The 26,915-nt window shown below is 49.6% G+C and carries 24 protein-coding genes; 19 read left to right on the forward strand and 5 right to left on the reverse strand.

The features are described from left to right. Window positions 1-410: 410 nt before the first annotated feature. Complete coding sequence (locus ACFSDB_RS04655) at window positions 411-1,307, reverse strand: accessory Sec system S-layer assembly protein (RefSeq protein ID WP_204890751.1); 897 nt, start codon at window positions 1,305-1,307, stop codon at window positions 411-413. Further along, window positions 1,304-3,661 carry an accessory Sec system translocase SecA2 gene (gene secA2 / locus ACFSDB_RS04660; protein WP_204890750.1) on the reverse strand — a complete coding sequence of 786 codons (2,358 nt, stop codon included), beginning with the start codon at window positions 3,659-3,661 and terminating at the stop codon, window positions 1,304-1,306. Before secA2 ends, ACFSDB_RS04655 begins: the two co-directional genes overlap by 4 nt. Window positions 3,662-4,041: 380 nt before the next feature. On the opposite strand from secA2, the gene ACFSDB_RS04665 reads away from it, so the two are divergent. Continuing rightward, entirely contained in the window at window positions 4,042-5,118 is a 1,077-nt protein-coding gene (locus ACFSDB_RS04665; RefSeq protein WP_204890749.1) for a glycosyltransferase family 4 protein, read from the forward strand. Between the two features lie 83 nt (window positions 5,119-5,201). On the opposite strand, the gene ACFSDB_RS04670 is transcribed toward ACFSDB_RS04665, so the two are convergent. Both ACFSDB_RS04670 and ACFSDB_RS04675 read right to left on the reverse strand, forming a co-directional pair. Next, the gene (locus ACFSDB_RS04670) at window positions 5,202-6,248 is read right to left on the reverse strand and encodes an LCP family protein (protein WP_204890748.1); all 1,047 of its coding nucleotides are present in this window, start codon (window positions 6,246-6,248) and stop codon (window positions 5,202-5,204) included. 160 nt (window positions 6,249-6,408) lie between these two features. Next, window positions 6,409-7,044: a YigZ family protein gene (locus tag ACFSDB_RS04675; RefSeq protein WP_204890747.1), complete on the reverse strand. Its 636-nt coding sequence runs from the start codon at window positions 7,042-7,044 to the stop codon at window positions 6,409-6,411. 159 nt (window positions 7,045-7,203) lie between these two features. On the opposite strand from ACFSDB_RS04675, the gene ACFSDB_RS04680 reads away from it, so the two are divergent. From ACFSDB_RS04680 to ACFSDB_RS04710, 7 genes are all read left to right on the forward strand, one after another. Next, window positions 7,204-8,349 (forward strand): sensor histidine kinase, encoded by a 1,146-nt coding sequence (locus ACFSDB_RS04680; protein ID WP_204890746.1) that lies wholly within the window; start codon window positions 7,204-7,206, stop codon window positions 8,347-8,349. Between the two features lie 26 nt (window positions 8,350-8,375). After that, on the forward strand, window positions 8,376-9,050 hold the full coding sequence (locus ACFSDB_RS04685; RefSeq protein WP_204890745.1) for a response regulator: 675 nt from the start codon (window positions 8,376-8,378) through the stop codon (window positions 9,048-9,050). Window positions 9,051-9,166: 116 nt separating this feature from the next. Beyond that, window positions 9,167-9,727 (forward strand): YybH family protein, encoded by a 561-nt coding sequence (locus ACFSDB_RS04690; protein WP_204890744.1) that lies wholly within the window; start codon window positions 9,167-9,169, stop codon window positions 9,725-9,727. Window positions 9,728-9,908: 181 nt separating this feature from the next. Beyond that, entirely contained in the window at window positions 9,909-10,745 is an 837-nt protein-coding gene (locus tag ACFSDB_RS04695; RefSeq protein WP_204890743.1) for a DegV family protein, read from the forward strand. A gap of 38 nt (window positions 10,746-10,783) precedes the next feature. Beyond that, the gene (locus ACFSDB_RS04700; RefSeq protein WP_204890742.1) at window positions 10,784-12,112 is read left to right on the forward strand and encodes an ATP-dependent helicase ComFA; all 1,329 of its coding nucleotides are present in this window, start codon (window positions 10,784-10,786) and stop codon (window positions 12,110-12,112) included. Further along, window positions 12,109-12,768 (forward strand): ComF family protein, encoded by a 660-nt coding sequence (locus ACFSDB_RS04705; protein WP_377339278.1) that lies wholly within the window; start codon window positions 12,109-12,111, stop codon window positions 12,766-12,768. The genes ACFSDB_RS04700 and ACFSDB_RS04705 overlap by 4 nt, the downstream gene beginning before the upstream one ends. 11 nt (window positions 12,769-12,779) lie before the next feature. Next, complete coding sequence (locus tag ACFSDB_RS04710) at window positions 12,780-13,118, forward strand: PilZ domain-containing protein (protein WP_204890741.1); 339 nt, start codon at window positions 12,780-12,782, stop codon at window positions 13,116-13,118. Window positions 13,119-13,233: 115 nt separating this feature from the next. Here ACFSDB_RS04710 and ACFSDB_RS04715 read toward each other — a convergent pair whose 3' ends face one another. After that, window positions 13,234-13,938, reverse strand: coding sequence for an SDR family NAD(P)-dependent oxidoreductase (locus ACFSDB_RS04715; RefSeq protein WP_204890740.1), 705 nt, complete (start codon window positions 13,936-13,938; stop codon window positions 13,234-13,236). Between the two features lie 128 nt (window positions 13,939-14,066). Here ACFSDB_RS04715 and hpf point away from each other — a divergent pair, with 128 nt between their 5' ends. The 11 genes from hpf (at window position 14,067) to ACFSDB_RS04770 (ending at window position 26,908) form a co-directional block, all read left to right on the forward strand. Then, window positions 14,067-14,633 (forward strand): ribosome hibernation-promoting factor, HPF/YfiA family, encoded by a 567-nt coding sequence (gene hpf / locus ACFSDB_RS04720; protein WP_204890739.1) that lies wholly within the window; start codon window positions 14,067-14,069, stop codon window positions 14,631-14,633. Window positions 14,634-15,013: 380 nt separating this feature from the next. Then, on the forward strand, window positions 15,014-17,533 hold the full coding sequence (secA, locus tag ACFSDB_RS04725; RefSeq protein ID WP_204890738.1) for a preprotein translocase subunit SecA: 2,520 nt from the start codon (window positions 15,014-15,016) through the stop codon (window positions 17,531-17,533). Between the two features lie 63 nt (window positions 17,534-17,596). Then, window positions 17,597-18,698 (forward strand): peptide chain release factor 2 gene (gene prfB / locus ACFSDB_RS04730; RefSeq protein ID WP_204891161.1). Its coding sequence is split into 2 segments (ribosomal slippage): window positions 17,597-17,668 and window positions 17,670-18,698, totalling 1,101 coding nucleotides; the frame shifts between segments, so codons are not numbered across the junction. A 547-nt stretch (window positions 18,699-19,245) separates the two neighbouring features. After that, window positions 19,246-20,118, forward strand: a complete 873-nt coding sequence (locus tag ACFSDB_RS04735) for a YitT family protein (RefSeq protein ID WP_204890737.1) — start codon at window positions 19,246-19,248, stop codon at window positions 20,116-20,118. A 49-nt stretch (window positions 20,119-20,167) separates the two neighbouring features. Then, the gene (cccB, locus tag ACFSDB_RS04740; RefSeq protein WP_204890736.1) at window positions 20,168-20,509 is read left to right on the forward strand and encodes a cytochrome c551; all 342 of its coding nucleotides are present in this window, start codon (window positions 20,168-20,170) and stop codon (window positions 20,507-20,509) included. 266 nt (window positions 20,510-20,775) lie between these two features. Further along, window positions 20,776-21,462 (forward strand): cell division ATP-binding protein FtsE, encoded by a 687-nt coding sequence (gene ftsE, locus ACFSDB_RS04745; RefSeq protein WP_204890735.1) that lies wholly within the window; start codon window positions 20,776-20,778, stop codon window positions 21,460-21,462. Further along, the gene (gene ftsX / locus ACFSDB_RS04750; protein WP_204890734.1) at window positions 21,452-22,336 is read left to right on the forward strand and encodes a permease-like cell division protein FtsX; all 885 of its coding nucleotides are present in this window, start codon (window positions 21,452-21,454) and stop codon (window positions 22,334-22,336) included. Before ftsE ends, ftsX begins: the two co-directional genes overlap by 11 nt. A gap of 71 nt (window positions 22,337-22,407) precedes the next feature. After that, window positions 22,408-23,853 carry a murein hydrolase activator EnvC family protein gene (locus ACFSDB_RS04755; RefSeq protein WP_377339283.1) on the forward strand — a complete coding sequence of 482 codons (1,446 nt, stop codon included), beginning with the start codon at window positions 22,408-22,410 and terminating at the stop codon, window positions 23,851-23,853. Between the two features lie 119 nt (window positions 23,854-23,972). Next, window positions 23,973-24,551, forward strand: a complete 579-nt coding sequence (locus ACFSDB_RS04760; protein ID WP_204890733.1) for a peroxiredoxin family protein — start codon at window positions 23,973-23,975, stop codon at window positions 24,549-24,551. A gap of 12 nt (window positions 24,552-24,563) precedes the next feature. Then, on the forward strand, window positions 24,564-25,673 hold the full coding sequence (locus ACFSDB_RS04765) for a trans-sulfuration enzyme family protein (RefSeq protein WP_204890732.1): 1,110 nt from the start codon (window positions 24,564-24,566) through the stop codon (window positions 25,671-25,673). A gap of 86 nt (window positions 25,674-25,759) precedes the next feature. Then, window positions 25,760-26,908, forward strand: coding sequence for a PDZ domain-containing protein (locus ACFSDB_RS04770; protein WP_204890731.1), 1,149 nt, complete (start codon window positions 25,760-25,762; stop codon window positions 26,906-26,908). Window positions 26,909-26,915 lie beyond the last annotated feature (7 nt).

Raw genomic sequence — 26,915 nt, forward strand, 5'->3', positions numbered from 1 at the left:
TTTGGGCATGGCTCCCGCTATGAGCCGAGAAGACCGCTCGTCTCATAGCTTCGCCTAGCCCGTAGGCGCACCGGCGCTGGTGGAGTTTATTGAAAGCTTATAATTTCACTAATCTAGCAGTGCTATCTGAGATATGAAGCAAAACAGCGGAGAAAACCGTACTGCTCCTGCAGCGCTACGCGCTTCGTCGCAAAGACTTGCCCTCGCAGGCTTCGGGTAAGTCTTGCCTGCGGAAAAGCGAGACGGCTAAGACCCCGCAGGGAGCGAAGCGACTGAGGAGGCTTAGACGCGAGTCCGCGGCAAGCGTAGCTGTTTTACGGAATATCGGCTAATAAATTAAAAGGAAAGAATTTTATGTTTTTCTTATCAAGCTGAAAAGCTCAGCCGCTAAAAACGCGGCTGAGCTTTTATTATTTCGCGAAGCGGGCTGTCCAACGGGACATGTCCGGATTCTCGATCAAAATCAATTTTTGCGGGAAAATGAACGTCCATGGCCGTGTGGTATTGGCTTTCACCGTGAACCCTTCCAATTTGAAAGATCCTTTGCTGACCAATTTGCCGTTGGCGTCCAGCACTTCCAACGGAGCCTGTTCAAGGTTGATGTGCCGGGTATGGCCATTCCGGATAAAGACGGAAACCGCCAGATCGCCGTTTTCCGTAAATTTGGATTGGAAGCCGACGATGTTTACTTCCCGCGGCTTTAATGCCGGCAAGGATTTGACTGCATTTTCGAGTGCTGCTTTTTGTTCCGGAGCCAGTGCCTGTTCCCAGGATTCATCTAAGTCCAGGGAATGGGGGACAAGCGACTGGACATTGAATGCCAATGACCAGTCCAAAGCGGAAGGGTCTTCTGCCTTGATGTTTTCTTTGTCGAATTTGAAAATCCAGGGCCGGTCCGATTGCGGCGGCAGGGAACCGAGAAGCGATAAATCGAATTCCTGCGCGGCAACCGGTTTCTTGTCGGCATCCAGTAGCAGGAGCTCCGCTTTCCCTAACGTAATCGGGCGATCCAATGAAGAGCGGAGGAATGCCTGTACATGCCAATCTCCTGTGCTGGCTTCCTTTTCGATCCCGATTCCGGACAAAGACAATTGGTTCGGTTTCAGTGACTGCAGATCATTCGAAAGGAATTTCAGAACATATTCCTGCTCTTTAGGGAGATTCCATTCGGGCGATATGGAAAGGGAAGTGGAAACTTCTGCTGGGCCGTCCGCTTCTGCCGGTGAATCGCCGACCAACTCAGTGGAATCGATGACTGAATCATGGCCGGTTTTTGCATCTTTTTTAAACAATGAAAATATGCTCATTGGTCTTCCTCCTTTTCAAGCATGTGTAAAAATCCGAGAAGTTCACTGGAAATGGAGTAACGCAATCCTTGGAAGTTCCCGGCAAACAATTCGAGCCCTTCACGCTGGTATATTCTCATCGGATCTTCCTGCTGGTATGAACGGAGCCCGATGCCTTCTTTCAAGTGGGACATCGTTTCGAGATGCTTGACCCACATCTGGTCGATATAGGACTTCATTACGGCCGGTATCGTCGCATCCACCCGTTTGTTGTCGGCGAAAGCCTCGATGAGCTGGTTCGTTTTCTCCAAAGCAGGTGCGACCGCTTCGTCGATTTTTTTCCGTTTGCTGGCGTTGTGCGGAAGCTCGACCGGCTGTTTCAAAAGTTTTTCCAATTCGGCCTGAAGTTTTTGCAGATGAACCGGTTCATAGTCTCCATCTTCGGGTAAAGTATCAGAAATAAGGAAATCAGCCGCGTCTGCTACCATCATTTTCAGCAAATCAAAATGTTCATTGCCTTCAAGGACGCGGTTTCGCAAGTCGTAAATGATCTTCCGCTGGTCATTGATAACATCGTCCAGTTTCAAGTTATATTCCCGCATTGAGAAATGTGAGCCTTCTACAATCCGTTGTGTCCGTTCCGTCAATTCGTGAACATCTTTGTTCAGGATCTCGCCTTCTTCTGAAAGAGAAATCTTCTTTTCGAATTTCTCGACATCTTCTTTGGCGAAACGCTTGAACATGTCATCTTCGAGCGAAATGATGAACTGGGTGGAACCGGGATCTCCCTGGCGCCCTGACCGGCCTCTCAGCTGGTTGTCGATGCGCCGGCTTTCGTGTTTCTCAGTACCGATTACATGAAGGCCGCCGATGGACTGGACACCTTCACCAAGGACGATATCAGTGCCGCGGCCCGCCATATTGGTGGCAACTGTGATTTGGTTCAGCTGGCCGGCTTGCGAAATGAGCGCCACTTCCTGTTCGACGCTCTTCGCATTCAATAATTGGAACTCCAGGTTTTCAGCTGCCAAGTATTCAGCCACTGCTTCCGATTGCAGGATGGAAGTGGTACCCACCAGGACCGGCTGCCCTTTTTCATGATGTTTCGCCACTTCTCTTGCCACTTCTTTGTATTTTTGCTCCACTGTACGGAATACACGGTCCGGCAAATCTATCCTTGCACGCGGGTTGTTTGTCGGAACTTGTATAACGTCCATGCCGTAGACTTCGTTGAACTCCTTCTCCTGTGTTTTAGCGGTTCCAGTCATGCCGGAAAGGGAAGGGTACATCCGGAAATAGTTCTGGATCGTGATCTGTGCCTGCGCTTTATTCTCTTCGGTGACCGGCACGTTTTCTTTCGCTTCGATTGCCTGGTGAAGGCCGTCGGAGAGCGTACGCCCATCCATCGGGCGGCCGGTGAACATGTCTACGAGCATGACCTTATTGTCTTTGACGATATAGTCGACATCCCGTTTGAACATGACATGGGCGCGGACAGCCATGATGACGTAATGATAAAGCGTCTGATGCTCCAATTCGTAGAGGTTGTCGACGCCGAACGCTTTTTCCACTTTTTCAATGCCGGCGTCCGTCAACGAAGTCGCTTTGGTTTCGTCGTCGTAATCGTAATCGATGCCATCTTTGAAGCGGGCAGCGAGAAGTGAGGCGATTCGGTGCAACTCAGCGCTGGCTTTGGTTTTGCCGGCAACGATCAGCGGCGTCTTCGCTTCATCGATCAGCACACTGTCGACTTCATCGATAATGGCATAATGATACGGGCGTTGTACCTTTTCACGGTTGGACTGGGCCATATTGTCCCGCAGGTAGTCGAATCCGAATTCGGTGCCGACGCCATACGTAATGTCCGCTTGATAGGCTTGCGCTTTTTCTACTGTATTCATGGTCGGCAGGTTCAGTCCGACAGACAAGCCAAGGAACCGGTGGATCTGGCCAATCTGGTCAAAGTCGCGCTGTGCGAGATAATCATTGACTGTGATGATATGGACGCCTTTTCTTTCAAGCGCCCGTGTATAGGCAGGGAGGGAAGCGACAAGCGTTTTCCCTTCGCCAGTCGGCATTTCCGCGATATTTCCTTCGGCAAGCACTAGGCCGCCGATCAGCTGGACATCAAAATGGCGCATGTTCAATACACGTTTAGAAGCCTCGCGTACGACTGCAAAGGCGTGTGGGATAAGCGTATTGATTTTTGCTCCGGCTTCAAGCTGATGGCGAAAATCCAAGGTCATATCCTGCAGTTCCTGGTCGCTCATCGCTTGATAGCGGGATTCCAGGCTATTAATTTCTTTTACGATTTTATGGTATTTCTTCAATTGTCTTGTGTTGGGTTTAGCAGAACGCTTAAATAACGTCACCATTTAGAATAATCTCCTTTTTTGTAGATCAAGAAAGCATGCATTTCCAGCTCGTTGTTTTATGTCCAGACTTCTGCGCCTAGCTCCTCGAACCGCGGTCTGCTTGGGCTGCCGTGGCAAAAAGCGCCATGTCTGTCCAGCCTTCCGGCGCTTGTCGCATCTGGACAGGCGCTTACGCTTTTCTTAGTTCCTAAGCTCTTTGAATATTTTAACAAACTTTTGCTCCGAACTCCACAGTGCACAAGGAAACCTTTTTGAAGCAATGGCGTCAAAGTGAAATAATAAGGGTTGCAATTTGTCCTAATGTCTTTATTTCTGGTAAAAATATGTTATACTGAAGATGGATTTGTATGTAGAATTTAGAAGTTTTGAGGAGGAAAGACATGCTATACCTTACTTTGGTTTTGGCATTCATTGCATCGATAGTTCTGACTCCGTTAGTGAAACGGTTGGCGTTCCGGGTAGGTGCGGTTGACCGTCCCAATTATCGAAAAGTGCACGCGAGAATTATGCCGCGTTTAGGCGGATTAGCTATATTTGGTTCATTTGTAATCGGTTATTTCATCCTGCGTCCGGAAGAATCCATTTCTAATGCAGTGGAACCGGCGTTCATCCCGATTTCAACAGCGATTCTGATCGGCGCTTTGCTGATCACGATCACCGGTGTCCTGGATGATATGTATGAAATCACCGCAAAAGCGAAATTGCTTGGGCAGCTGATTGCAGCTTCAATCGTCGTGGTCGGCGGCGGCCTTGAAATTTCGTTCATCAACTTGCCATTCGGCGGAGAGCTGGATTTCGGCTACTTCAGTATTCCATTGACGATCATCTGGATTATCGGCATCACCAACGCGATCAATCTGATCGATGGCCTGGACGGCCTTGCAGCGGGCGTTTCGACGATTGCGCTGACAACGCTTGCCATTATGGCCTATATCATGGGCGACCCGTTCGTCATGGCATTGGCTTCGATACTGGCAGCCAGTTCCATCGGCTTTCTCTTCTATAATTTCCATCCTGCGAAAATCTTCATGGGAGATACAGGTGCTTTGTTCCTCGGCTTCATGATTTCCGTCCTGGCATTAATGGGCTTCAAGAATGTCACGGTCGTGGCTTTGATCATCCCGATCATCATGCTGGGTGTGCCGATTTCGGATACGTTCTTCGCCATCGTGCGCCGCGTCCGGGAAAAGCAATCCATTTCAGCAGCTGACAAATCGCATCTTCACCACTGCCTGCTGAATATCGGCTTTTCGCATCGCCAGACGGTGTTGATCATTTATGGGATCGCCGCTTTGTTCGGCCTGGCAGCTCTGCTGTTCTCACAGGCGACATTGTGGGGAGGAATCCTGCTGATCGGCGTTATGCTGATTGCCATTGAGCTGTTCGTAGAAGTGGTAGGATTGGCAGGCAAGAATTACCGCCCGCTGATCAATCTAGTGAAACTGATTGGCAAATAAAACAGAAACGTGCCGGGAATCTCCCGGCACGTTTTTTTTTGCGTTCTTAAAAAAGCATAAGAAAAACCGCAGCATCGCTGCGGTCAATATTCATCTTCTTCATGTGTATGTTCTGCAACATCGGTCTCGCTTGTATCCGACATGGTCGACGTATCCGGTTTCAACCCGAGATGGCTTTGGAGGATGTCTTGGACTTCTCCCAAAGATTCCTCATCAAGCTTCCAGTAATAGACGCCGGTGGACATATCATCATAGCCTTCAAGCGTGAGTGTTTCAACATCCGGTTTGCCGTTCTTCGCATATTCGAAGAATGCCTGCATGTCCCGGAATTTCAAGTTCGTTTTCATGTTATCGCCGATTGCATCGATTACATCGCCGTATTTTGAAATGGACGATGCGGACAGAATCTTGTTCATGATGCTTTCGATGATCATCTGCTGGCGTTTGCCGCGCTCGATGTCATTGTCGTAATGGCGGGTACGGGCGAGTGCCAGAGCTTCACGGCCGTCCAAAGTCTGCAAACCTTCTTCAAGGACAATTGCACCGTGGACATCGTTTTCATCTTTTTCTTCCATATCGTATGGGACTCTAGCTTCGATGCCGTTCAGCGCATCGACCACATCGATAAATGCTTCAAAATCCATGCGGACATAATAATCGACCGGCACTTCAAGCAATTCTTCCACAGTTCCGATGGTCGAACTAGTTCCTTCATAGCCGTAGGCATGCGTGATCTTATCTTCTTCATCCGCATCCGGAATATAAGCATAAGTGTCGCGCGGAATGCTCACCAGCTTGATGGTTTTGTCTTCGTTGTTCAATGTCGCCAGGACCAGTGCATCAGATCGGGTGGTGTTTTCGCTTTGGTCCCGCTTTTTGCTGTTATCTACACCGACGAATAGGATAGAGACATTATCATGCAATGGCTCGACTTGTTCATCGCGGAGATCGGACTTGTCACGGTCTCCGGCAGTTTCAAATGCGTTGTCCGCGGCATTTTCCGCTTTTTTTACTAAGTAGATGCCATAGGCGGAGCCGCAAATGAGCACCGACAAAGCAAGAGTGATGATGACCTTAATCGCTGTCCGTTTCTTGCTGTTCTTGCTTTTGCGATAGATTTTACGGTTCATGGTTAAAACTCCTCTATTAGGAATGGGTTAACCGAGTATTCAATTCGATTGTTCCTATTCTTTCATGGTTGATGGAAAAGCGGGAAGTAGGTATTTGGTGCACAATTCCTTCGATTCTATTTATTATATACTGACTCGAATGATACGTAAATATAAATGATCAGGGCAATTTGAACTCCAGGAATTCCTGCTTAAGACATGTTATGCCGGCTTGGCCATTGGTCATTTCGTTGATCCATTCTGTAAATTGCTGTTCCAGTTCAACCGGAACATGGACCAAGACCTCAACTCCGCTTCCATACTGAATGTCTTGAAGGGGGTATTCGGATTGGCGGATTTCGTTTTCCACTTTGCCGAGCCAGGTGTAATCAATGGAGACAGCCATCAAACCGTGAAGCCTGCGTTCGACGACGCCCGACGACGCAATTGCTTCACTGGCGCTCCGGCCGTACGCGCGGATCAATCCGCCGCCGCCGAGCTTGATGCCGCCGAAATACCGGGTCACAACAATTACTGTGTCTTTTAACCCCTGTTTTTTCAAAACTTCTAGGATAGGAACGCCGGCAGTCCCGCTCGGTTCGCCATCATCATTTGCTTTTTGAATAATATCATGTTCACCTATAATATAAGCAGAACAATTATGGTTCGCGCTGCGATGCTTGGCTTTAATGGATTCAATAAAATCCATCGCTTCTTTTTCGGTTTCGGCACGTGCTGCATGGCCGATAAAACGGGATTTTTGTATAATGATTTCGCATTCTTTTAATTCGCCGACGGTTTTGTAATTTTCTCGCATTTTAACGCCCCCTGGTGTAAAATATAATCAGATAATTTGTAATGTGTTTTTAATACGGATTTGCTTATAAAGTGATATACTTATATGAGCTGTAACAGGCATAAAGGTGCAAGGATTTTACCTCTATATACAGTTCAGTATAGCTAAGGCGGTTTTAGAATGGCTAAGAAATTCGATGTGAAAGCACTCGACTCCATTTTTAATGATGTACTGGAAAAAATGGAAAGCTCGAAACAAGAGATTTTCGTCATCAGTGAACAAAGTCGCCAAAGTTATGAAAATATGAAGGATGAACTTGAAGACATCAGGTCTAACATTTCCAGGATCATGAAAGCCGGAGACCTTCTCGAAGAAAAGACCCGCGCAGCGCGGCGCCGGCTGGCAGAGGTGTCCAAGCTTTTTGAAACTTTTTCTGAAACGCAAATTCGGCAGGCTTATGAAAAGGCCAATGAACTTCAGGAACAATTGTCAGCCAACCGCTCTGAAGAAAAGCAGTTCCGCCAAAAGCGGGACCGGCTGCAGCGCCGTCTTCAATCGCTTCTTCAAACCATCGAGCACGCAGAGCATCTCGTCAACCGGTTGAACGTGACGATGAATTACCTCACTTCCGACTTTGAGGAAGTGGAAGAAGCGATCGACACGGACAAGCTAAAGCACGATTATAGCCTGCGCATAATCGAAGCGCAAGAAGAAGAACGGAAACGGCTTTCCCGGGAAATCCATGACGGACCGGCACAGATGATGGCGAATGTCTTGCTTCGTTCAGACTTGATTGAGCGGACCTACCGCGAAAAAGGTCCGGAACTCGCTTTCCAGGAAATTAAATCATTGAAGGAAATGGTGCGCGATGCACTTACCGAAGTAAGAAGAATCATTTACGATCTGCGGCCAATGGCGCTCGACGATCTCGGCTTGGTGCCGACGCTGAAAAAGTATCTTGAAACCACTGAAGACTATAACAAAGGGACGAAGCTGAGATTCCAATCAAATGGGATCGAGACCCGGCTCCCGAGCAATTACGAAACAGCGATCTTCAGGCTTGTGCAAGAAGCGATTTCAAATGCCGTCAGGCACGGCAAGGCATCAAGGATCGAAGTGGAAGTGGAATGGCTGAAAAACCATGTCACATTGGTCGTTAAGGATAATGGAACCGGTTTTGACCAAAGCATTGTCAAAAGTCAATCGTTCGGGCTCTTGGGCATGAAAGAACGCATAGATTTGGTGGACGGTGATTTCTTCATCAATTCATCACCCGGCAATGGGACAGTATTGATGTTTCAGATTCCATTGAAAACTGAAGGTTAAGATACGGTATTGAGGAGGACAACATAATGACGAAAATTATTATTATCGACGACCATCAATTATTCCGCGAAGGGGTTAAACGTATCCTGGATTTCGAAGATTCATTCGAAGTAGTGGCCGAAGGCGGAGATGGAACGGAAGTTATCAAATTGTACGAAGAGTACCAGCCTGACGTGGTGCTGATGGACATCAACATGCCGCAAAAGAACGGCGTGGAAGCGACCGGGGAGCTGATTGAGAGATTCCCCGACGCCAAGGTCATTATGCTGTCGATCCATGACGATGAGTCCTATGTAACACACGCGTTGAAAACAGGCGCACTCGGCTATATGCTGAAAGAAATGGACGCAGAAGCGATCATCCAAGCGATCAAAGTGGTCGCAAAAGGCGGTTCGTACCTGCATCCGAAAGTGACGCGCAACCTGGTGATGGAATTCCGCCGCTTGAGCGAACGCGAAAACAAGGGTTCATTCCACCAGACGGAAATCCGGCGTCCATACCACCTGCTGACAAAACGCGAAAGCGAAGTGCTTCAGCTTTTGACAGACGGACAAAGCAACCGCGTCATCGGGGAAACTTTATTCATCTCTGAGAAGACGGTCAAGAACCACGTATCGAGCATTCTCCAAAAAATGCAAGTGAATGACCGCACACAAGCGGTTGTGACAGCCATCAAAAACGGATGGGTCGAAGTACGATAACGAAATCGAAGCCTGCACATGCTGCAGGCTTTTTTCTATGGGCAGCATTTGACACAGTTTCTTCATTGTATTTCGGCAATTGCTATGGCAAAATGAACCGCAGGAGGGAAAGCCTGATGAAAAAGATTTGGATTGCAGCGGCCCTTGCTTTGGCATTGGCAGGCTGTTCAAGCGCAGAAGAGCCCGAACAGAACAGCAACACAGCTGAAGATGGAAATGCGAGTGCGGGCAACAATGCCATCGAGCACGGCATCGGAGACGAAGAAGTCGGTTTCACTTTGGATGATGAAGGCAACGCGCAGGCGGCAGAAGTTCCGGAAGCGGAAAAAGCAGCGCTCCTGGCGGCCTATCAGGAATATATCGAAGCGTTTAATGCAGAAGATTTGGAGCGCTATATGGCCGTAATTGCGGAGAATCCGGAAGGGTTTGACCGTGAAGAGGACAAAAAAGCGTTGGCAGATGCTTTTGCAACCTACGACTCCACGTATGAAACAAGCGATGAAACGGTCGTGAAGTACGAAGAAGAGCGCGCAGAAGTTTATGCCCGGATCGATGTCACGATGAAAGACCCGAACTCCGACAAGAGTTCAAGCCAATCCGGCCGGCAAGTAGTGGTATTTGCCAAAGAACAGGGTGACTGGAAAGTCAGCGCCCTTCACTTCATTGGCAACCAATAAAACCACAGCCGAAACCGCACAAGCGCTTTAGAGAATTCAGAATAACCGGTTTAAGCCATCCACATTTGCGGGTGGCTTTTTTCGTTCCGGCGGAAAGCTGGCAGTTCAGTATTTTCCGGAATTTTTCGCTGTTTTGTAAAGAGGAATTGTCTGGTAAACTGGCAATGGAGGCTGATAGAAAATGAAAACTGCAATTGTAACAGATAGCACGGCATACATACCGGCGGACGTCCGGAAAGCTGCCGGCATCCATATGGTTCCGCTTCAAGTGACGTTCGGCAACGAGTCATTTGCTGAAGAAGAGGAATTGCATGTAGACGATTTTTATAAAAAAGCATCGGAAGAATTCCCGAAAACCTCTCAGCCCCCGATCGGCGAATTGGTAAAGCTATACAATGAATTGGCGATCAGCCACGACGAGATTGTGTCCATCCATTTATCGAGCGGAATCAGCGGTACATTCAATGGATCCGTTCAAGCGAATGACCTTGTGGAAGGGGCAGAAGTCCACTCGTTCGATTCGGAAATTTCATGTGCCATGCAAGGCTTCTATGTAACGAAAGCGGCAGAAATGGCACAGGCGGGAGCGGGAGCAGCGGAAATCCTTGAAAAGCTAGAGGAAATGAAAAGATCCATGCGCGCTTATTTCATGGTGGAAGATCTTAAGCACCTGAGCCGGGGAGGGCGGCTTTCAAATGCGCAGGCAATTGTCGGCAGCATGCTCCAGATCAAACCGCTGCTTCATTTTGACAATAAAATCATCGTGCCGTTCGAGAAAATCCGTACGCGCAAAAGAGCCATGAACCGGATTGCGGAAATGCTGAAGGAAGACGCGGCTTCCGGTGCGCCGATCAAAGCGACCGTCATCCATGCGAACCGGAAGGAAGCTGCAGAAGAATGGCATCGCCAATTAAAAGAAATGTGCCCGGAAGTGGAATTTGATATTTCTTATTTTGGGCCGGTCATCGGAACACATTTAGGGGAAGGGTCAATGGGGTTGGGCTGGGTAAGAAAGTAGCCTGCTCGCTTCTGCCTCTTCCTGAAAGGGAGATGCGAATGACAGATTTGGAAGCGTTCCTTTCCGGACGGATCTGGCTGAGGGAATTCATGCCTTTTCCGAAAGGGCAAGTCGATGAAGGCATCAATTGCGGTGACATTACAGTTGTCCAGGGCATCACTGCCGATCGGACATGTGCCCGCTGCTTAGAAAGTTCCCCGCAACATATTCATTCATTTTCATGCGCAAAATGCGAAGGCATCTGCTTTTATTGCCGGCATTGCATCCAAATGGGGCGCATCAGTTCCTGCACGGAACTGGTCACCTGGGCGTCTCCATCCCACACTCCTCAACAAAGCCATTCATTTTCATGGAACGGCCGTTTAACCCCGCTGCAGCTTCAGGCATCCGAAAAAGTGTCTGAAAGTGTGAAGAATCGGAAATCCCATTTGGTATACGCCGTTTGCGGAGCCGGAAAAACTGAATTGCTGTTCCGTACGATCCACGAAGCGCTGCAATCGGGCCAAAGTGTCTGCCTGGCAGCGCCGCGGGTCGATGTCGTGCTGGAATTGGCGCCGCGCCTTCAGGCAGTGTTCCCCGATACGGTTGTCCATACGTTATACAGAAGCGCGCCGGCCCAGACGGGAAGGGCGTCGATCGTCATTGCAACAACCCACCAATTATACCGATTCCAAAACACGTTTGATCTGATGATCGTCGATGAAGCCGATGCATTCCCTTATTCTTTTGATGCGGCGCTGGAACGGGCAGTGTTGAAAGCGAAGACACCGGAAGCGCCCATTGTCTACGTCTCGGCAACACCGTCCCGCAAATTGTTGAAAGAGGTGTCGGACCGCTCAGAGATTTTCGAGCGCTATCACGGTCATCCCTTGCCGGTTCCTGTGTTTTCTTCGTTATGGGGCTACAGGCAATCCTTGAAGAAAAAGCGTATTCCTGTAAAGCTTGCCAAATGGGTGAAACAGAAAATCGGGAAGGGAGAACCTTTTCTCGTATTTATGCCGAATATTGAAATGATTGACGGGGCTATCGGTTTATTTCAGGAGCTGGATTCCCGTATTGAAGCCGTCCATTCCCGAGATTCATTGCGGAAAGAGAAAGTGATGGGTTTGCGGAACGGGCGATGCACCGGTTTGCTGACGTCAACGATCCTGGAGCGCGGCATTACCATCCCGAATCTTCAGGTGGCGGTTGTCGGTGCAGAGGACTCCGTATTCGAGGCTTCCGCATTGATCCAAATCGCTGGACGCGCCGGACGGTCAGCAGAGCACCCGGCGGGGGACGTCACCTTCTTCCATGACGGCATCACCCGCGAAATGGACAAAGCCAAAAATATGATTTCCAATTATAATAGGAGGAAAAGCTATTGATCTGTTTATTATGCGGCAACGAATCCCATGTTTTGCCTTCTTGGAGACGCCTGTTCTGCAATGATATTGAAGAGACGGTGTGCAAAAACTGCAAAGGCCGCTTCGAGAAAGCGGGGCCAGGCTGCCGGAAATGCGGTTTGCCGGGGGAAGAAGAGTGCCGGGATTGCCGGGAATGGGAAACAACGCGCTTTAGGGGCGTCATCCATTCCGGGAGGAGCCTATACGTGTACAACGATGCCATGAAAGCTTTTTTGCATCAATACAAATTTTTGCAGGACGCAGCCCTCTCGGCGGTTTTTGCAGCCGACTTGAACAGCGCACTGAAAAAGGAAATGGCGGCTGTCGTGCCGATTCCGATGAAACGGGAGAATCTGAAGGAACGGACATTTGCGCAAGTGGACCTTGCACTGGAAGCTGCAGAGCTGCCTTATGTACATCTCCTCCACAAAACAGGAGGTGTACAGGGGAAGAAGAACAGGGCAGAACGCATGGCTGCAGAGGAGTTGTTTGCCTGGAACGGCAAAGCAGTACCGAAGCGGATCATTTTGGTCGATGACCTTTATACGACCGGCACGACCATGCGGCATGCAGCAAAAGTGCTGGAAGAAGCGGGCGCTGAAGAAATCCGGCTATTTTCCATGATTCGCGCCTATTGAGGAGGGATGAGATGTTTTCAGGTCGGACTGAAAATTACCGCCATAGTTTCGGGAAGCCGCCTGAAGTTGTTATGATGCCTTCAGAAAACGGGAGTGAAGCCTTATACGGGCTCTTGCTGGATATCTCGCTGCAAGGCGCAAAAGTTTTCAGCGAAGCGGAATTGGACGGCGGACAGGGAAGTGTTGCCTTGAAATTCCAAGTCCATCATGAGGTTATCCGGACCGAAGCAAGGCTGGTCTGGAAAGCGCCTCATGCGTATGGGTGGACATACGGCTTCAGCTTCCGGAAAGACCCCGTCCGCGAAATGCTCCTTGCCAAGGAATTAGCTTCCATGAAAGAACTTTCGTAGGTTGACGGAAGAAACCAGCGGAACAGGGAAGCTTGTTTCACGCAAAACTATTATTAGCAATTGAACAGCACATAGAATAAAAGCCTGCCGGAATCGGCAGGCTTTTTGGGCTTTCTCAATGTTCGTAGATCATTTTGTGTGTCATGCCGCCGTCGATCTTGATGCATTCACCGGTAATGAAGGAATTTCTCGGATCGGTCAGGAACAAACAGGCGCGTGCGATATCGTCGCCCTTGCCGACGCGGCCGCTCCAGTGCTGTTCATGGTCTATTTTGCGGAGTTCCTCGCTGCCTGTATGGATCCAGCCGGGCGCTATGGCGTTGACGCGGATGCCGCGTTCGCTCAATGTGGCAGCCAATGAATGGGTGAGGGCGTAAATGCCGCCTTTGGAAGCTGAATACGTTTCGGTATTGGGTTCTGACATGAACGCCCGGGTGGAAGCCATATTGACGATGGAGCGGACATCTTCGGTCATATACCGGGCTGCTTCGCGGCTGCAGATAAAGACGCTTTTCAAATTGGTATCAAGCACGCGGTCCCATTCCTGCTCATCCACTTCCCAGATCGATTTGAATTCTGAGATGCCGGCGTTGTTGATCAGTGCATGGATGGCACCATGGTCCTCTGAAATGGAAGAAAAAACACGTTCCACTTCTTGGAAGTTTGAGACATCGCACTGCCGGTACTCCACGCCTTCAATATCGACCCTTTCAATATCAAGGCCGATGACATGCGCTTTTTCGGCACGGAACAATTCTGCAATACTTTTTCCGATGCCGTTGGCAGCACCGGTTACAACGATTACTTTGTTTTCTAGCATAATTTTCATCTCCTTGGTAATTTGTTTACCTGAATTTCGTTGGGGCCAAACTTTTAGTGTTTTAAGCAGGATTGTAAAGGGAACGTATAGAAATGTATAGGTGTAAGTTAATAGAAGGAGGAGTTAATATGCTACAATTTAACATTAGAGGCGACAACTTTGAAGTAACTCCAGCAATCCGAGAACATATCGAAAAGAAAGTTGAAAAAATCGAACGTTATTTTCCCGAAGGCACCAATGCAACTGTAATGGTGAATTTGAAAACCATTAACAATAGCCAGACTAAAGCGGAAGTTACTGTTCCGATGAAAAACCTAGTACTGCGCGGGGAAGAGCGCCATGAAGATTTATATGCAGCAATCGATTTGATCGTTGCGAAACTGGAACGGCAAATCCGTAAATATAAAACACGCGTCAACCGCAAATTCCGTGACCGCGAAAGCATGAGTACCGCTTTTGCAGCTGAAAGCCCTGCAAGTTCCCAAAACTACGCGGACGAAGAGGAAGAGGATTTGACAATCGTGCGCACGAAGCAATTCGACTTGAAGCCGATGGACGAAGAGGAAGCAGTTCTACAGATGAACATGCTGGGGCATAACTTCTTCGTATTCACTGACGCCGAGTCTAATGGAACGAATATCGTCTACAAACGAAAAGACGGGACATACGGTTTGATTGAAACCGCCCAGGAATAAATGAAAAGCCTCTCCTTGCGGGAGGTTTTTTTATTTTCGAGCAAATGGCGGAGGAGTGGGCCGTTTAAGGCGAGATCCCGAGGAGCAGCATGCCTTCATGTTCCGAAGCGGTTGGGGCCCCCTGCCTCTCCGAGAGCCGGGCCTATGCCGATTCTTTGAGCCCGCCAAAAGGCAAGAGTGCCAGGCGGCGGCTTTCTTGTTTATTTGCACGGGGCTGTTAGCAGTGTTAAAATAAGTCATGAGTTTTTTTGTCATGAATGACATGGAATAAAGCACCGATGACTTGAACAGAAGATGATGGAAGAAATTAAACATACTAGCAAAAGCGTTCAGGCCTCCTACACAGGAACAGCCGGGCACTATACAGGGAGCGGTTATAAATGCTTGGAGTATTGAACAAAGTATTCGATCCGAACAAACGGGACTTAAAACGACTTGAAAAAACAGCTGATACGGTAGAAGCGCTTGCTTCAGAATTTGCAGCTTTGTCAGACGATGCACTGAAAGCCAGAACCGAACAGTTTGTCGAGCGCCATCAACAAGGCGAATCTTTGGATGATCTGTTGCCGGAAGCATTTGCCACGGTACGCGAAGCATCAAAGCGGGTTCTTGGCATGTATCCATTCCGTGTACAGATCATGGGTGCCGCAGCACTGCATGGCGGCAATATTGCCGAGATGAAGACTGGTGAAGGGAAGACCTTGACTTCGACGATGGCGGTCTATTTGAATGCCATCTCCAAAAAAGGCGTGCATGTAGTAACGGTCAACGAATACTTGGCAAGCCGGGATGCCACTGAAATGGGGCAGTTGTACGAATGGCTTGGATTGACGGTCGGGCTCAATTTGAACAGCCTGACGAAAGAAGAGAAACGCGCGGCTTACGCAGCTGACATCACATACAGCACGAACAACGAACTAGGCTTCGATTATCTGCGCGACAATATGGTCCTTTATAAAGAAGACATGGTCCAGCGTCCATTGAACTTCGCCGTAATTGATGAAGTCGACTCCATCTTGATCGATGAAGCGCGGACGCCATTGATCATTTCGGGACAGGCAGCGAAAGCAGCCCAGCTTTATATCCAAGCGAATGCTTTCGCCCGCCTTTTGATGAAAGAGAAGGATTACACATATGATGAATCGACAAAAGGCGTCGTCCTGACAGAAGAAGGCATCGAGAAAGTGGAGAAGGCCTTTAATATCGAGAACCTATTCGATATGAAGCATGTCCGCTTGAACCATGCCGTTAACCAGGCGTTGAAAGCACAGGTAACGATGAACAAGGACGTAGATTACGTCGTCCAGGACGGCGAAGTGGTCATTGTCGACCAATTCACCGGCCGCCTCATGAAAGGCCGCCGTTATTCAGATGGTCTTCACCAGGCGATTGAAGCGAAAGAAGGCCTGGAAGTCCAGAACGAATCGATGACGATGGCGACGATCACGTTCCAGAACTTCTTCCGGATGTATGCGAAATTGTCCGGTATGACCGGTACTGCTAAAACCGAAGAAGAAGAATTCCGCAATATCTACAACATGAACGTTATTGCGATTCCGACGAACAAACCGATCATCCGGGACGACCGGGTCGATTTGATCTATGCAACTATTGCAGGCAAGTATAAGGCGGTAGCCGATGATATTGCGGAGCGCCATAAGAACGGACAGCCGGTCCTCGTGGGGACCGTTGCGATTGAAACTTCGGAAATCATCTCTGCTTATTTGACGAAGCAAGGCATCAAGCATTCCGTATTGAATGCCAAAAACCATGCTTCCGAAGCGGAAATCATTTTGAATGCCGGCCAAAGAGGCGCAGTCACAATTGCGACCAACATGGCAGGGCGCGGAACAGACATCAAGCTCGGCGAAGGGGTAGTCGAGGCAGGCGGACTCGCGGTTCTAGGGACAGAGCGCCACGAATCCCGCCGTATCGATAACCAGCTGCGCGGCCGCTCCGGGCGCCAAGGAGATCCAGGGGTCACTCAATTCTACCTTTCATTGGAAGATGAACTGATGCGCCGCTTCGGATCGGATTCGATGCGTGCCATGATGGGCAAACTCGGCATGGACGACTCCCAGCCGCTGCAGTCCAAAATGGTCACGCGGTCAGTGGAATCAGCGCAGAAACGCGTTGAAGGGAATAACTTCGATGCACGGAAGCGCCTCCTGCAATACGACGATGTCCTCCGCCAACAGCGTGAAGTGATTTACAAAGAGCGGATGGAAGTTCTTGAAACGGGCAATATGCGTGCGTTGGTCGAGAAAATGATCGATAGCTCCATCGAACGGATGGTTTATGCCCATACTTCTGGAGACAAGCCGGAAGAATGGAACCTGAAAGCAATGGCTGACATCATTGGGGCGAACCTCTTGCCTGAACATACGATTTCAGTGGAAGACCTTCAAGGCAAAGACCAGGAGCAATTGATCGATTTCATCAGAACTGCGGTAGTTGCCCGCTATGATGAAAAAGAGCAGGAATTGACGCCGGACCGCATGCGCGAGTTCGAGAAAGTTGTGCTTCTGCGTTCTATCGATACCAAATGGATCGACCATATTGATGCGATGGACCAATTGCGCCAAGGGATTCATTTGCGTGCATATGCACAAAACGATCCTCTCCGCGAATATCAGCAGGAAGGTTTTGCGATGTTCGAGGAAATGATCCAAGCGATCGAAGAAGACGTTGCGAAATATGCGATGAAAGCGGAGATCCGCAGCAACCTTGAACGCGAAGAAGTGGCGAAAGGGCAGGCGGTCAATCCGAAGGAAGACGGGCCAGCTCCAAAGAAGAAAAAAGAGCCGATCCGCAATGATGTGGAAATCGGCCGCAATGACCCTTGCCCGTGCGGCAGCGGCAAAAAGTATAAAAACTGCCACGGCATCCAAACAGCATAAGAAACAGGAAACGGCCGAAGAGCATCCGCTCTTCGGTGTTATTTTGAGGAGGAACACATAATGATGGAATTAGCTAACATCCGCAACGAGCTCGACAAGACAGCCAGTAAATTGGCCGACTTTAGGGGGTCTCTTTGACTTAGAGAACAAAGAGGCACGGATTCAGGAACTTGATGAGATGATGCTCGACCCGAATTTCTGGAATGACCAGGATTCAGCGCAAGTCGTGATCTCGGAAGCGAATGGGTTGAAAGAAATCGTCAACACGTACCACGGCTTTATGGAAACCCAGGAAAATCTGGAGATGACCTTGGAGCTGCTACGGGAAGAAGCAGACGAAGAGCTGTACGAAGAAATCACTACGGAGCTGAAAACATTCACTTCGGAACTGAGTGACTACGAATTGACGATGCTGTTGAGTGAACCATATGACAAAAACAATGCGATCCTCGAGCTGCACCCGGGAGCGGGCGGCACCGAATCGCAGGACTGGTGTTCAATGCTGCTTCGCATGTATACACGCTGGGCGGAAAAACGCGGCTTCAAAGTAGAGACGCTGGACTATCTGGCAGGCGATGAAGCGGGAGTGAAATCCGTCACGCTGGGCATCAAAGGCCATAATGCGTACGGCTATCTGAAAGCGGAAAAAGGCGTCCATCGCCTTGTCCGCATATCACCGTTCGATTCATCGGGGCGCCGGCATACATCTTTCGTTTCGTGCGAAGTTATGCCGGAGTTCACGGGTGAAATTGAAATCGATATCCGGACAGAAGATTTGAAGATCGATACGTACCGGGCGAGCGGCGCCGGCGGCCAGCACATTAACACGACCGACTCAGCTGTCCGGATCACCCACCTTCCGACCGGCGCTGTTGTAACGTGCCAGCAGGAACGGTCCCAAATCAAGAACCGCGAAAAAGCGATGCAAATGCTGAAAGCGAAACTGTACGCTTTGAAGATTGAAGAACAGGAAGCGCAGCTTTTGGAAATCCGCGGAGAACAAAAAGAAATCGGCTGGGGAAGCCAGATCCGTTCATATGTTTTCCATCCTTATTCAATGGTCAAGGACCACCGGACGAATTTTGAAACAGGGAATCTCCAGGCAGTGATGGATGGCGACATTGACGGATTCATCAACTCGCTGCTTCGTTCGAAAATGCAGTAAGAAAAGCGGAAGCGGCTGAGAAGCCCCGACAAGCGCCGGAGGGTTTGCCGCGAATGGTGATTTGTGCCATTTGCGGCGAAACCGAAGTGACCTCGAGGGGCTAGCCGCTGTAGCTAGACATATAGAAAAGCGGAAGCAGCGAGCGCTTCTGCAGACACCTGTAGGGGCTAGCATAAGTGTAAAACTAATGACCAAAGGAGAAAGGCTACGCTTTTTCTCCTTTGGTCTTTTTCATATTCTATTAACGGCTGATGGGAATGGAGCCGGCGAGTGCAAACATTGTGCTCCTGTCCCTGCATCGCTGCGCTAGCTTCGGGACATGAAAAACCGTTGCAGTGCTACGCACTTCGTCGCAAAGCCAATGACCGAACTACCTTCGTTCATTGGCTTTCCAGCGGGCCAGCGGAAAGCGTCCGCCGCAATGGACAGCAGCCCTTATAGAACAGCCCCTTTTTTGCTTTACCGAAATGAAGTTCACAATAGCGCAAGTGTCTGCTATACTCTGACAGGGTTAACAGAGCATATAACGGAATGAGGAAACAAAATAATGATGAAAACAAAACAGCGAAACCGCAAAGAGCCGCATCCGCTGCTGACAATCTTCCTGGATTACTTCAGCATTATCGTCGGCTCGGCCATCGTAGCGATTTCATTCAACGTGCTGCTATTGCCAAATGAAGTCGCATCAGGCGGCGTCAGCGGAATCAGTACGATTTTAAAAGGCGTATTCGATTGGAAGCCGGCCTTTGTCCAATGGGCATTCAATATTCCTTTGTTCGTAGCAGGCGTCATCTTGCTCGGCAAAAATTTCGGCATCAAAACAGCTGTAGGAACCGTATTCTTGCCATTTGTGGTCTTTATGACTGAAAGCTGGGAGCCGTGGACGCTTAATCCGCTCCTAGGAGCGCTGATCGGCGGCATCATGGTCGGCTTGGGATTAGGCATTGTTTTCCGCGGCAAGGCGTCGACGGGCGGCACGGATTTAGCGGCACAAATCATCACGAAATTCACCGGCATGACGCTCGGCACAAGTGTTGCATTGATCGACGGCATGATCGTGCTCGCGGCAGCTTTGGTGTTTGATATTGAAAAAGGGCTCTACGCCCTGATCGGCCTATATGTGACGAGCAAGACAATCGACCTTGTACAAGTCGGCTTCGGCCGCTCCAAACTTGTCTATATCATAACGAACAAACAGGTTGAAATGCGCGATGCGATCTATGAAGAAATCGATCGCGGCGTGACAAAGCTGCCGGCAACTGGCGGCTATACCGATGCCGAAAAGCCGATCATCATGGTCGTCGTGCACCAGACGGAATTTTCACGGCTGAAGCAATTGGTGAAAACTGTCGATCCGGCAGCCTTCGTCATCGTCTCCGATGCGGCGGAAGTGCTCGGCGAGGGTTTTAAACGGGCGTAGGTCAGGTATACTGTAATATGTACGTTAAATAGCAGAGGAGGAGCAATGTATGAAAAAACAGCTTATGGTTTTATTGTTCGGAACATCGTTAGTTCTTGGAGCATGCGGCGGCGGTGAAGAAACAGCGGAACCGCCTGCAGATTCAGGCGGAGACAGCGGCAGTGAATCATCCGTGGACCCAGAAGCGGTCGTCCAGCAAAATTGCATCTCTTGCCATGGTGAGAACTTGGAAGGTGCAGGAAACTTCCCGCCATTGAATGATGTTGGTGCCCGTTTATCTGAAGAGGAGATACGAGGAGTCATTGACAACGGCCAAGGCGCGATGCCTGCCGATATCATTGAAGGGGAAGAAGCGGACGCTGTAGCGAAATGGTTGTCCGAGAAGAAGTAAACCAGCCAAATAGGCTGGTTTTTCTTTTTGTGCGAAAATGATAATAATTTGCCCTTCAGGTATATTTGTGTTAAGTTTAAGCGCGGATTCGCCTTTACTTTCCCCAAAGGAAATCCGATTTTCGTATCTCTCTATAGTTATTCATGAAGACCAATTGATACAAAAATGTAATAAAAATAGAGGTTTAGAATGTTATAATGAGTCTGCCGGATTTTTTCAGACAGAACTGGATTTAAGGAAACTCAATTAATATAGGTGGTTAGCAAATGATTCAAATGAAGAACGTCTACAAAAAATACCCGAACGGCATTGTTGCTCTCAACGGCTTAAACGTTGAAATCGAGCAAGGTGAATTCGTTTATGTAGTGGGTCCCAGTGGAGCCGGAAAGTCGACATTCATCAAAATGATGTATCGGGAAGAACGCCCCTCTTCAGGACAGATGTTAGTGGATGGCATCGATATCGCTACGTTGAAAAATAAGAAAGTGCCTTTGCTGCGCCGCCAGATCGGCGTCGTATTCCAGGACTTCAAATTGCTTCCGCGATTGAATGTCTATGAGAATGTGGCTTTTGCGCTTGAAGTAATTGAAGAGCCGCCGGCAAAGATCCGTGAACGCGTTCTGAGTGTTCTCGACATGGTCGGCCTAAAACATAAAGCCCGCATGTTCCCGACAGAATTGTCCGGAGGCGAACTGCAGCGGGTATCGATTGCGCGGTCCATCGTCAACAAACCGAAAGTGGTCATCGCAGATGAACCGACCGGAAACCTGGATCCTGAAACTTCTTGGGATATCATGAATCTGTTTGAACGGATCAACAGAACCGGGACGACCATCCTGATGGCGACGCACAACCGTGAAATTGTCAACGCCATGCGGCACCGTGTCATTGCGATCGAAGGCGGACTGATTGTCCGTGATGTAGACGGAGGTGACTACGGCTATGAAGGTTAGAACATTAGCGCGCCATTTCCGTGAAAGCTTGAAAAGCCTTGGAAGAAACGGCTGGATGACATTTGCATCCGTCAGTGCCGTTACAGTCACATTGCTGCTCGTAGGAGTCTTCGTGTTGATCATGATGAACTTGAACAAAGTGGCGGACGATCTCGAAAATGATGTCGAGATCAAAGTCTTCGTTTCGCTGGAAGCAGAAGATGCTGATATCACCCAGATGGAAGGCGATATAAGCAGTATGCCGGGCGTGGAATCGGTTGACTATTCCACAAAAGAAGAAGAACTGACTGATTTGGTCCTTGATTTCGGGGACGAATTGAGCTTGTTTGAACAAAGCAATCCATTGTTCGACGTCTTCTATGTAAAAGCAACCGATCCGCAGAAAACGGAGACGGTAGCGAAAGAAATTTCCGCCATCGAGAACATTGAAGATGTGGAATACGGCGAAGGCAAAATCGAGAAGCTATTCGGTTTCTTGAACGCCGGGCGCAATGTCGGGCTGGTCCTGATCCTTGCTTTGCTGTTTACGGCAATGTTCCTGATCTCCAATACGATCCGCATCACCATCGTGGCGCGGCGCCGTGAAATTGAAATCATGAAATTGGTCGGCGCAACAAACTGGTTTGTCCGCATTCCATTCATTTTGGAAGGCATGTGGCTCGGACTGTTGGGATCAATCGTACCGATTGGCCTGGTTGCTGCACTTTATTACAACGTGCTCGACTTTGCACAGCCGAAACTGAGCGGCGAGCTGTTTTCATTGCTTGACTTCACTCCGTTCATCTACCAAGTCAGCGGTTTAATCCTGTTGATGGGTGTTTTTATCGGCGTGTGGGGAAGTTTCATGTCAATCCGCAAATTCCTTCGTGTATAATAGAGCAAATGAGATTACAGAGAGAAAAAGAGAGATAGAAAAGAACGTAAAACCGAAAGGGGAAAACGAACTTGACCTCCAAGCCAAAATGGGCCATGGCGAGTTTAGCTTCTGTATTGGCGCTGTCGGTCATCATGCCGGCCGCCAACGCAGATTCACTGAACGAGCTTGAACAAAAGCAACAGCAAGCTGAACAACAGCAGGACCAATTGAATTCCGGCATCAGCGAGAAAACAAAAGCGATGTCCAAGAATCAGTCAACATTAGAGAAAATCATGGCTGAAATCAACAAGCTAGTGGCAAAAGTCAAAGAAACCCAAGCAAAAATCGCAAGTGTTGAAGGCGATATTGATGTAACCAAAACAGAAATTGAAGAACTTCGGGCATCCATTGCCGAATTGGAACGGAAAATCGCTGAGCGTACCGAATTGCTTCAAGAAAGAGCCCGCGCTATCCAGTTGAGCGGCGGATCTGTTGATTACATAGACGTATTGCTTGGCGCAAACAGCTTTATCGATTTTATCGACCGTTTCTCAGCCGTCAACACATTGATTGAAGCGGACCGTGAAATCATGCGCGAGCAAGCAGAAGACAAAAAACTTCTGGCTGAACAAAAAGCCCAAGTGGAAACAAAGTTGGCGCAGCAGGAAAACCGCCGTGCAGAACTGAAATCACTGAAAGCTTCACTGGACAGCCAAAAAGCGGAACAAGCCGGTCTTAAAAGAGATTTGCAGGCAGAGCAGAAGCGTTTGGCAAGTGAAAAGTCGAAGCTTGTACAGCAGCGTGATGAAGCGATCGAAGTTTCTGCCGAACTCGAAAAGCAGATTATCGCCGAACAAGAGCGATTGGCAGAACTTGCGCGGAAAGCGGAAGAAGAACGCCAGCGGAAATTAGCAGCGGAACGCGCAGCGGCTGAGAAAGCAGCGGCTGAACGCGCTGCAGCAGAACGTGCTGCAGCAGAGCGTGCACGCCAGGAAGCGGCTGAACAAGCGGCAGCACGGAAAGCCGATGCTTCTTCACAAAAAGCAGCTGCGCCTAAGAGAAGCGCGGCACCAGCTCCGGCACCGGCACCAACTCCTGCGGCAGCCTACACGGCTCCTGTTAGCGCAGACTTTATCCGTCCGACTACGGGTCGCTTCACTTCCGATTTCGGTTGGAGAAACATCGGTTCCGGCCCTGAATTCCACCAAGGTGTGGATATTGCAAACAGTGTTGGGACGAACGTTGTATCAGCAGCGAACGGTTTCGTATCCTATGCCGGCTCAATGGGCGGCTATGGAAATGTGGTCATCGTTACCCATTCCATTAATGGACAGACGCATGCGACTGTTTATGCACACTTGAACTCAATCGGCGTTTCTGTCGGCCAGTCGGTCGGGCAGGGGCAAAGCGTCGGCCAGATGGGGAATACAGGGCGTTCATTCGGATCGCACCTTCATTTTGAAATCCATGTCGGCCCTTGGAATGGCGCCCGTTCAAATGCAGTCAATCCAGAAAACTTCGTTTCATTAAGATAAGTTTCGCCGGCATCCTAACAGATGCCGGTTTTTTTGATTTTATTCACATTTAGGCATTTGGCATAGTGGAATTCTGCTGAGGATCTATCGTATGATGAAAGCTGGACGAGGTGAAAATGATGTCGAAGAAAATAGTCGGATTAATGATCGTGGCCGTGCTGATCGGAGTGATGGTGGTCGGCATTGTCAAAGATAATATTGAAGAAACTTCGGAATTTGATAATGTGGCGCTCGGAAGCGAAGTGGAATTCCTGGCTACGAAAGAAGGGCTGGCGCTCGGGGAAACAGCACCGGATTTCGAACTGGAAACACTTGAAGGCGAGACCGCCAAGCTTTCCGATTACCGGGGCAAAAAAGTGATTTTGAATTTCTGGACGACCTGGTGTCCGCCATGCCGGGCTGAAATGCCGCATATGCAGGATTATTATGACCAGAAGGCAAAAGAGGATAATGTCGAAATTCTAGCCGTCAATTTGACGACTGCGGACCATGGCATGGAAAAGATCACTTCTTTCGTCAGTGAATATGGCTTGGCTTTTCCTATTCTCCTGGACGCTGAAGGGGATATGGGGGCGGTCTACCAAGCGGTAACCATTCCCACTTCCTATATCCTGGATACGGAAGGGCGGGTCCAGAATAAATTTGTCGGCCCGATGGACCAGGCAACCATTGAAGAACTAATCGGAAAAATCGAATAAGGGGGTGAGCGGATGAAATCTTTTGAAACGAAATCGGTCCAAACAGCAGCAATGAAAGAACGGTCGATCCAACCGGCCGTAATGCCGATCTACCAAACGTCAGCGTTCGCATTTTCTTCGCTTGAAGAAATGGAAGGCTATTACGAAGGGAACGGCACGTATTTGTATTCGCGTACCGCCAATCCGAATACCGATGCACTAGGACAGACAGTGGCCGGCCTTGAAGGAGCGCCATGCGGCGTATCAGCATCTTCCGGAACGGCTGCGATTCTGGCCGGAATCCTTGCCGTCGTCGGCAGCGGCGACCACGTGCTGGCTGCAGAAGATGTCTACGGCGGAACGTTCCATCTCCTGAAAGAGGAATTGGTGCGGCTCGGGATCACCGTACATTTCGCCGATTTTTCCAAGATCGGTGAAATTGAGCAGGTGCTGATCGATTTCCCGGAAGTCAAGCTGCTTTTTAGCGAGTCCATCACCAATCCCTTCTTGCGGGTGGAAGACATCGCTGTACTGGATGGGCTGAAGAAACATTACGGAGCAAAGCTCATGATCGACAATACATTCGCTACGCCCTACAGCATCCAGCCGTACACTTTAGGAGCGGACATGGTGGCCCACAGTGCGACCAAATACCTCGGCGGCCATAGTGATGTAACAGCAGGTGTTTTGGTGGGGTCCAAGGAACTGATCCGCATCGCCGAAAACCGCATTGTCAGCCTTGGCATGAATTTAAGCCCGTTTGAAGCCTGGCTGGCAGTCCGCGGCATCAAGACCTTGGCGCTCCGAATGAAAACTCAGACGGAGAACGCAGCGGCAATCGCCGATTTCCTAAAAGGCAAGGCAGAAGTATGGTACCCGGGCCTCGGGGCAATCGTCACATTTGCGTTGCCGGAAGGCATGGATATTTACCGCTTCTTTTCTTCGCTTGGCTGGATCAAGATCGTTCCGACACTGGCAGGAGTTGAGACGTCGGTATCTTATCCGTATGGCACCTCGCACCGGGCGTTGTCGGAAGAAGAGAAAGAGAAAGTCGGCGTGACGAAGCAAGTGGTCCGCCTATCAGCCGGCATCGAAGGGGCTGAAGATATCATCGCTCAGCTCGGCGCCGCATTCGCTAACTGAAAAAGAAGTGCCGGAACCGCTGTTTCTTTGGTACAATGATAAGAAACGTCTGTTGCAGTGAATAGGATGGTGTAAAAGAAGTGATAATGGATTTGTTGCTAGACATAGGAAAGTTTTTTGTAAATCCTGTTTTGTACATAGCGCTGCTGGCGGCAATCCTGCTAGGGTACTTCCGCGTCAAGCGGGAACGGAAAATGTTCCGCACGCGGATTGAATGGGGCGGCACGGAATTCGCCGGGCTGATCAAAGACGGCTTGCTGTTTGCCTTGATCCTTTCTGCCGCCATTGCTGGGGTCGGTTTGGCCGTGCCGCTCCAGTGGCTGATCGGGCTGAGCATCATCAGTGCGCTTATGATGATTTTGGGCATCTACTACCTGGGGTCTTTCATCTATTTGGCGCTCGGGGCCGTGATTCTTGGCTGGCTCGCCAGCAACCAGGGATGGTCTGCCGACCTGCTCCTCGCTGAATACAACGGATTGTTCGTCGATTGGGCATGGCTCATTCCGGTGGCTTTGATCTCCGGTGCGCTCCTTGTAGTGGAAGGGATCCTGATACGGCGCCACGGTGCAGCATCAGCGTCTCCACGCCTTGAGAAATCGTCCCGGGGGCTGTTAGCCGCCACCTATATGTCGAAACGGTTATGGCTTTTGCCGATCCTCTTCGTCGTGCCGAGCACGGTGATTGAGGCGCTGCCTTACTGGCCGCAGCTACCGATTGGCGGAAGTTCCTTCTCGCTGATCCTGTTCCCTGTCGTTTTCGGATTTCAAGGGCTTTCGCGCAACACTTTGCCGGCATACCTTTATTCGAAAATCGGAAATGCCGTCTGGAAAACGGGAGCAGCAACGCTCCTGTTGGCATTGTGCTCATTGTTCTGGGCACCGCTCGCCTTGGCGGCGCTTGTGGCTGGCGCAGCCGGCCGCCTGGCAGTCACCATCTATTTTGAAATGAAACAGCGGCAAGGCAATAATGTGGTGGCTCCGCAGCCGCTCGGCGTCATGATCGTAGACGTGCTGCCGGATTCGCCGGCACATAAGATGGGCCTTGTGCGTGGGGAAGTGATCCGCAAAGTCAATGGGCTTTCCGTATCCAACGAAATGGAATTGTATGAAGCCATCCAAGTCAATGCGGCCCATTGCCGCCTCGAAGTCTTGGACCACAGCCGGGAAGTCAGGCTGCGCCAGCACGTCATTTTCCGGCACGACCATCATCGCCTTGGGCTGATCGTCGTCAAATAAGGAGCAA

The organism is Planococcus chinensis (genome assembly GCF_042681545.1).
GTDB classification, from domain to species: domain Bacteria; phylum Bacillota; class Bacilli; order Bacillales_A; family Planococcaceae; genus Planococcus; species Planococcus chinensis.

Coding starts and splice junctions, on each gene's coding strand:
- ACFSDB_RS04670 (WP_204890748.1), bottom strand. CDS start 6,248: ATGAACCGTAAAATCTATCGCAAAAGCAAGAACAGCAAGAAACGGACA.
- ACFSDB_RS04655 (WP_204890751.1), bottom strand. CDS start 1,307: ATGAGCATATTTTCATTGTTTAAAAAAGATGCAAAAACCGGCCATGAT.
- secA2 (WP_204890750.1), bottom strand. CDS start 3,661: ATGGTGACGTTATTTAAGCGTTCTGCTAAACCCAACACAAGACAATTG.
- ACFSDB_RS04665 (WP_204890749.1), top strand. CDS start 4,042: ATGCTATACCTTACTTTGGTTTTGGCATTCATTGCATCGATAGTTCTG.
- ACFSDB_RS04700 (WP_204890742.1), top strand. CDS start 10,784: ATGACAGATTTGGAAGCGTTCCTTTCCGGACGGATCTGGCTGAGGGAA.
- ACFSDB_RS04690 (WP_204890744.1), top strand. CDS start 9,167: ATGAAAAAGATTTGGATTGCAGCGGCCCTTGCTTTGGCATTGGCAGGC.
- ACFSDB_RS04710 (WP_204890741.1), top strand. CDS start 12,780: ATGTTTTCAGGTCGGACTGAAAATTACCGCCATAGTTTCGGGAAGCCG.
- ftsE (WP_204890735.1), top strand. CDS start 20,776: ATGATTCAAATGAAGAACGTCTACAAAAAATACCCGAACGGCATTGTT.
- ACFSDB_RS04715 (WP_204890740.1), bottom strand. CDS start 13,938: ATGCTAGAAAACAAAGTAATCGTTGTAACCGGTGCTGCCAACGGCATC.
- ftsX (WP_204890734.1), top strand. CDS start 21,452: ATGAAGGTTAGAACATTAGCGCGCCATTTCCGTGAAAGCTTGAAAAGC.
- cccB (WP_204890736.1), top strand. CDS start 20,168: ATGAAAAAACAGCTTATGGTTTTATTGTTCGGAACATCGTTAGTTCTT.
- hpf (WP_204890739.1), top strand. CDS start 14,067: ATGCTACAATTTAACATTAGAGGCGACAACTTTGAAGTAACTCCAGCA.
- ACFSDB_RS04735 (WP_204890737.1), top strand. CDS start 19,246: ATGATGAAAACAAAACAGCGAAACCGCAAAGAGCCGCATCCGCTGCTG.
- ACFSDB_RS04695 (WP_204890743.1), top strand. CDS start 9,909: ATGAAAACTGCAATTGTAACAGATAGCACGGCATACATACCGGCGGAC.
- ACFSDB_RS04760 (WP_204890733.1), top strand. CDS start 23,973: ATGTCGAAGAAAATAGTCGGATTAATGATCGTGGCCGTGCTGATCGGA.
- ACFSDB_RS04685 (WP_204890745.1), top strand. CDS start 8,376: ATGACGAAAATTATTATTATCGACGACCATCAATTATTCCGCGAAGGG.
- secA (WP_204890738.1), top strand. CDS start 15,014: ATGCTTGGAGTATTGAACAAAGTATTCGATCCGAACAAACGGGACTTA.
- ACFSDB_RS04675 (WP_204890747.1), bottom strand. CDS start 7,044: ATGCGAGAAAATTACAAAACCGTCGGCGAATTAAAAGAATGCGAAATC.
- ACFSDB_RS04680 (WP_204890746.1), top strand. CDS start 7,204: ATGGCTAAGAAATTCGATGTGAAAGCACTCGACTCCATTTTTAATGAT.
- ACFSDB_RS04770 (WP_204890731.1), top strand. CDS start 25,760: ATGGATTTGTTGCTAGACATAGGAAAGTTTTTTGTAAATCCTGTTTTG.
- ACFSDB_RS04765 (WP_204890732.1), top strand. CDS start 24,564: ATGAAATCTTTTGAAACGAAATCGGTCCAAACAGCAGCAATGAAAGAA.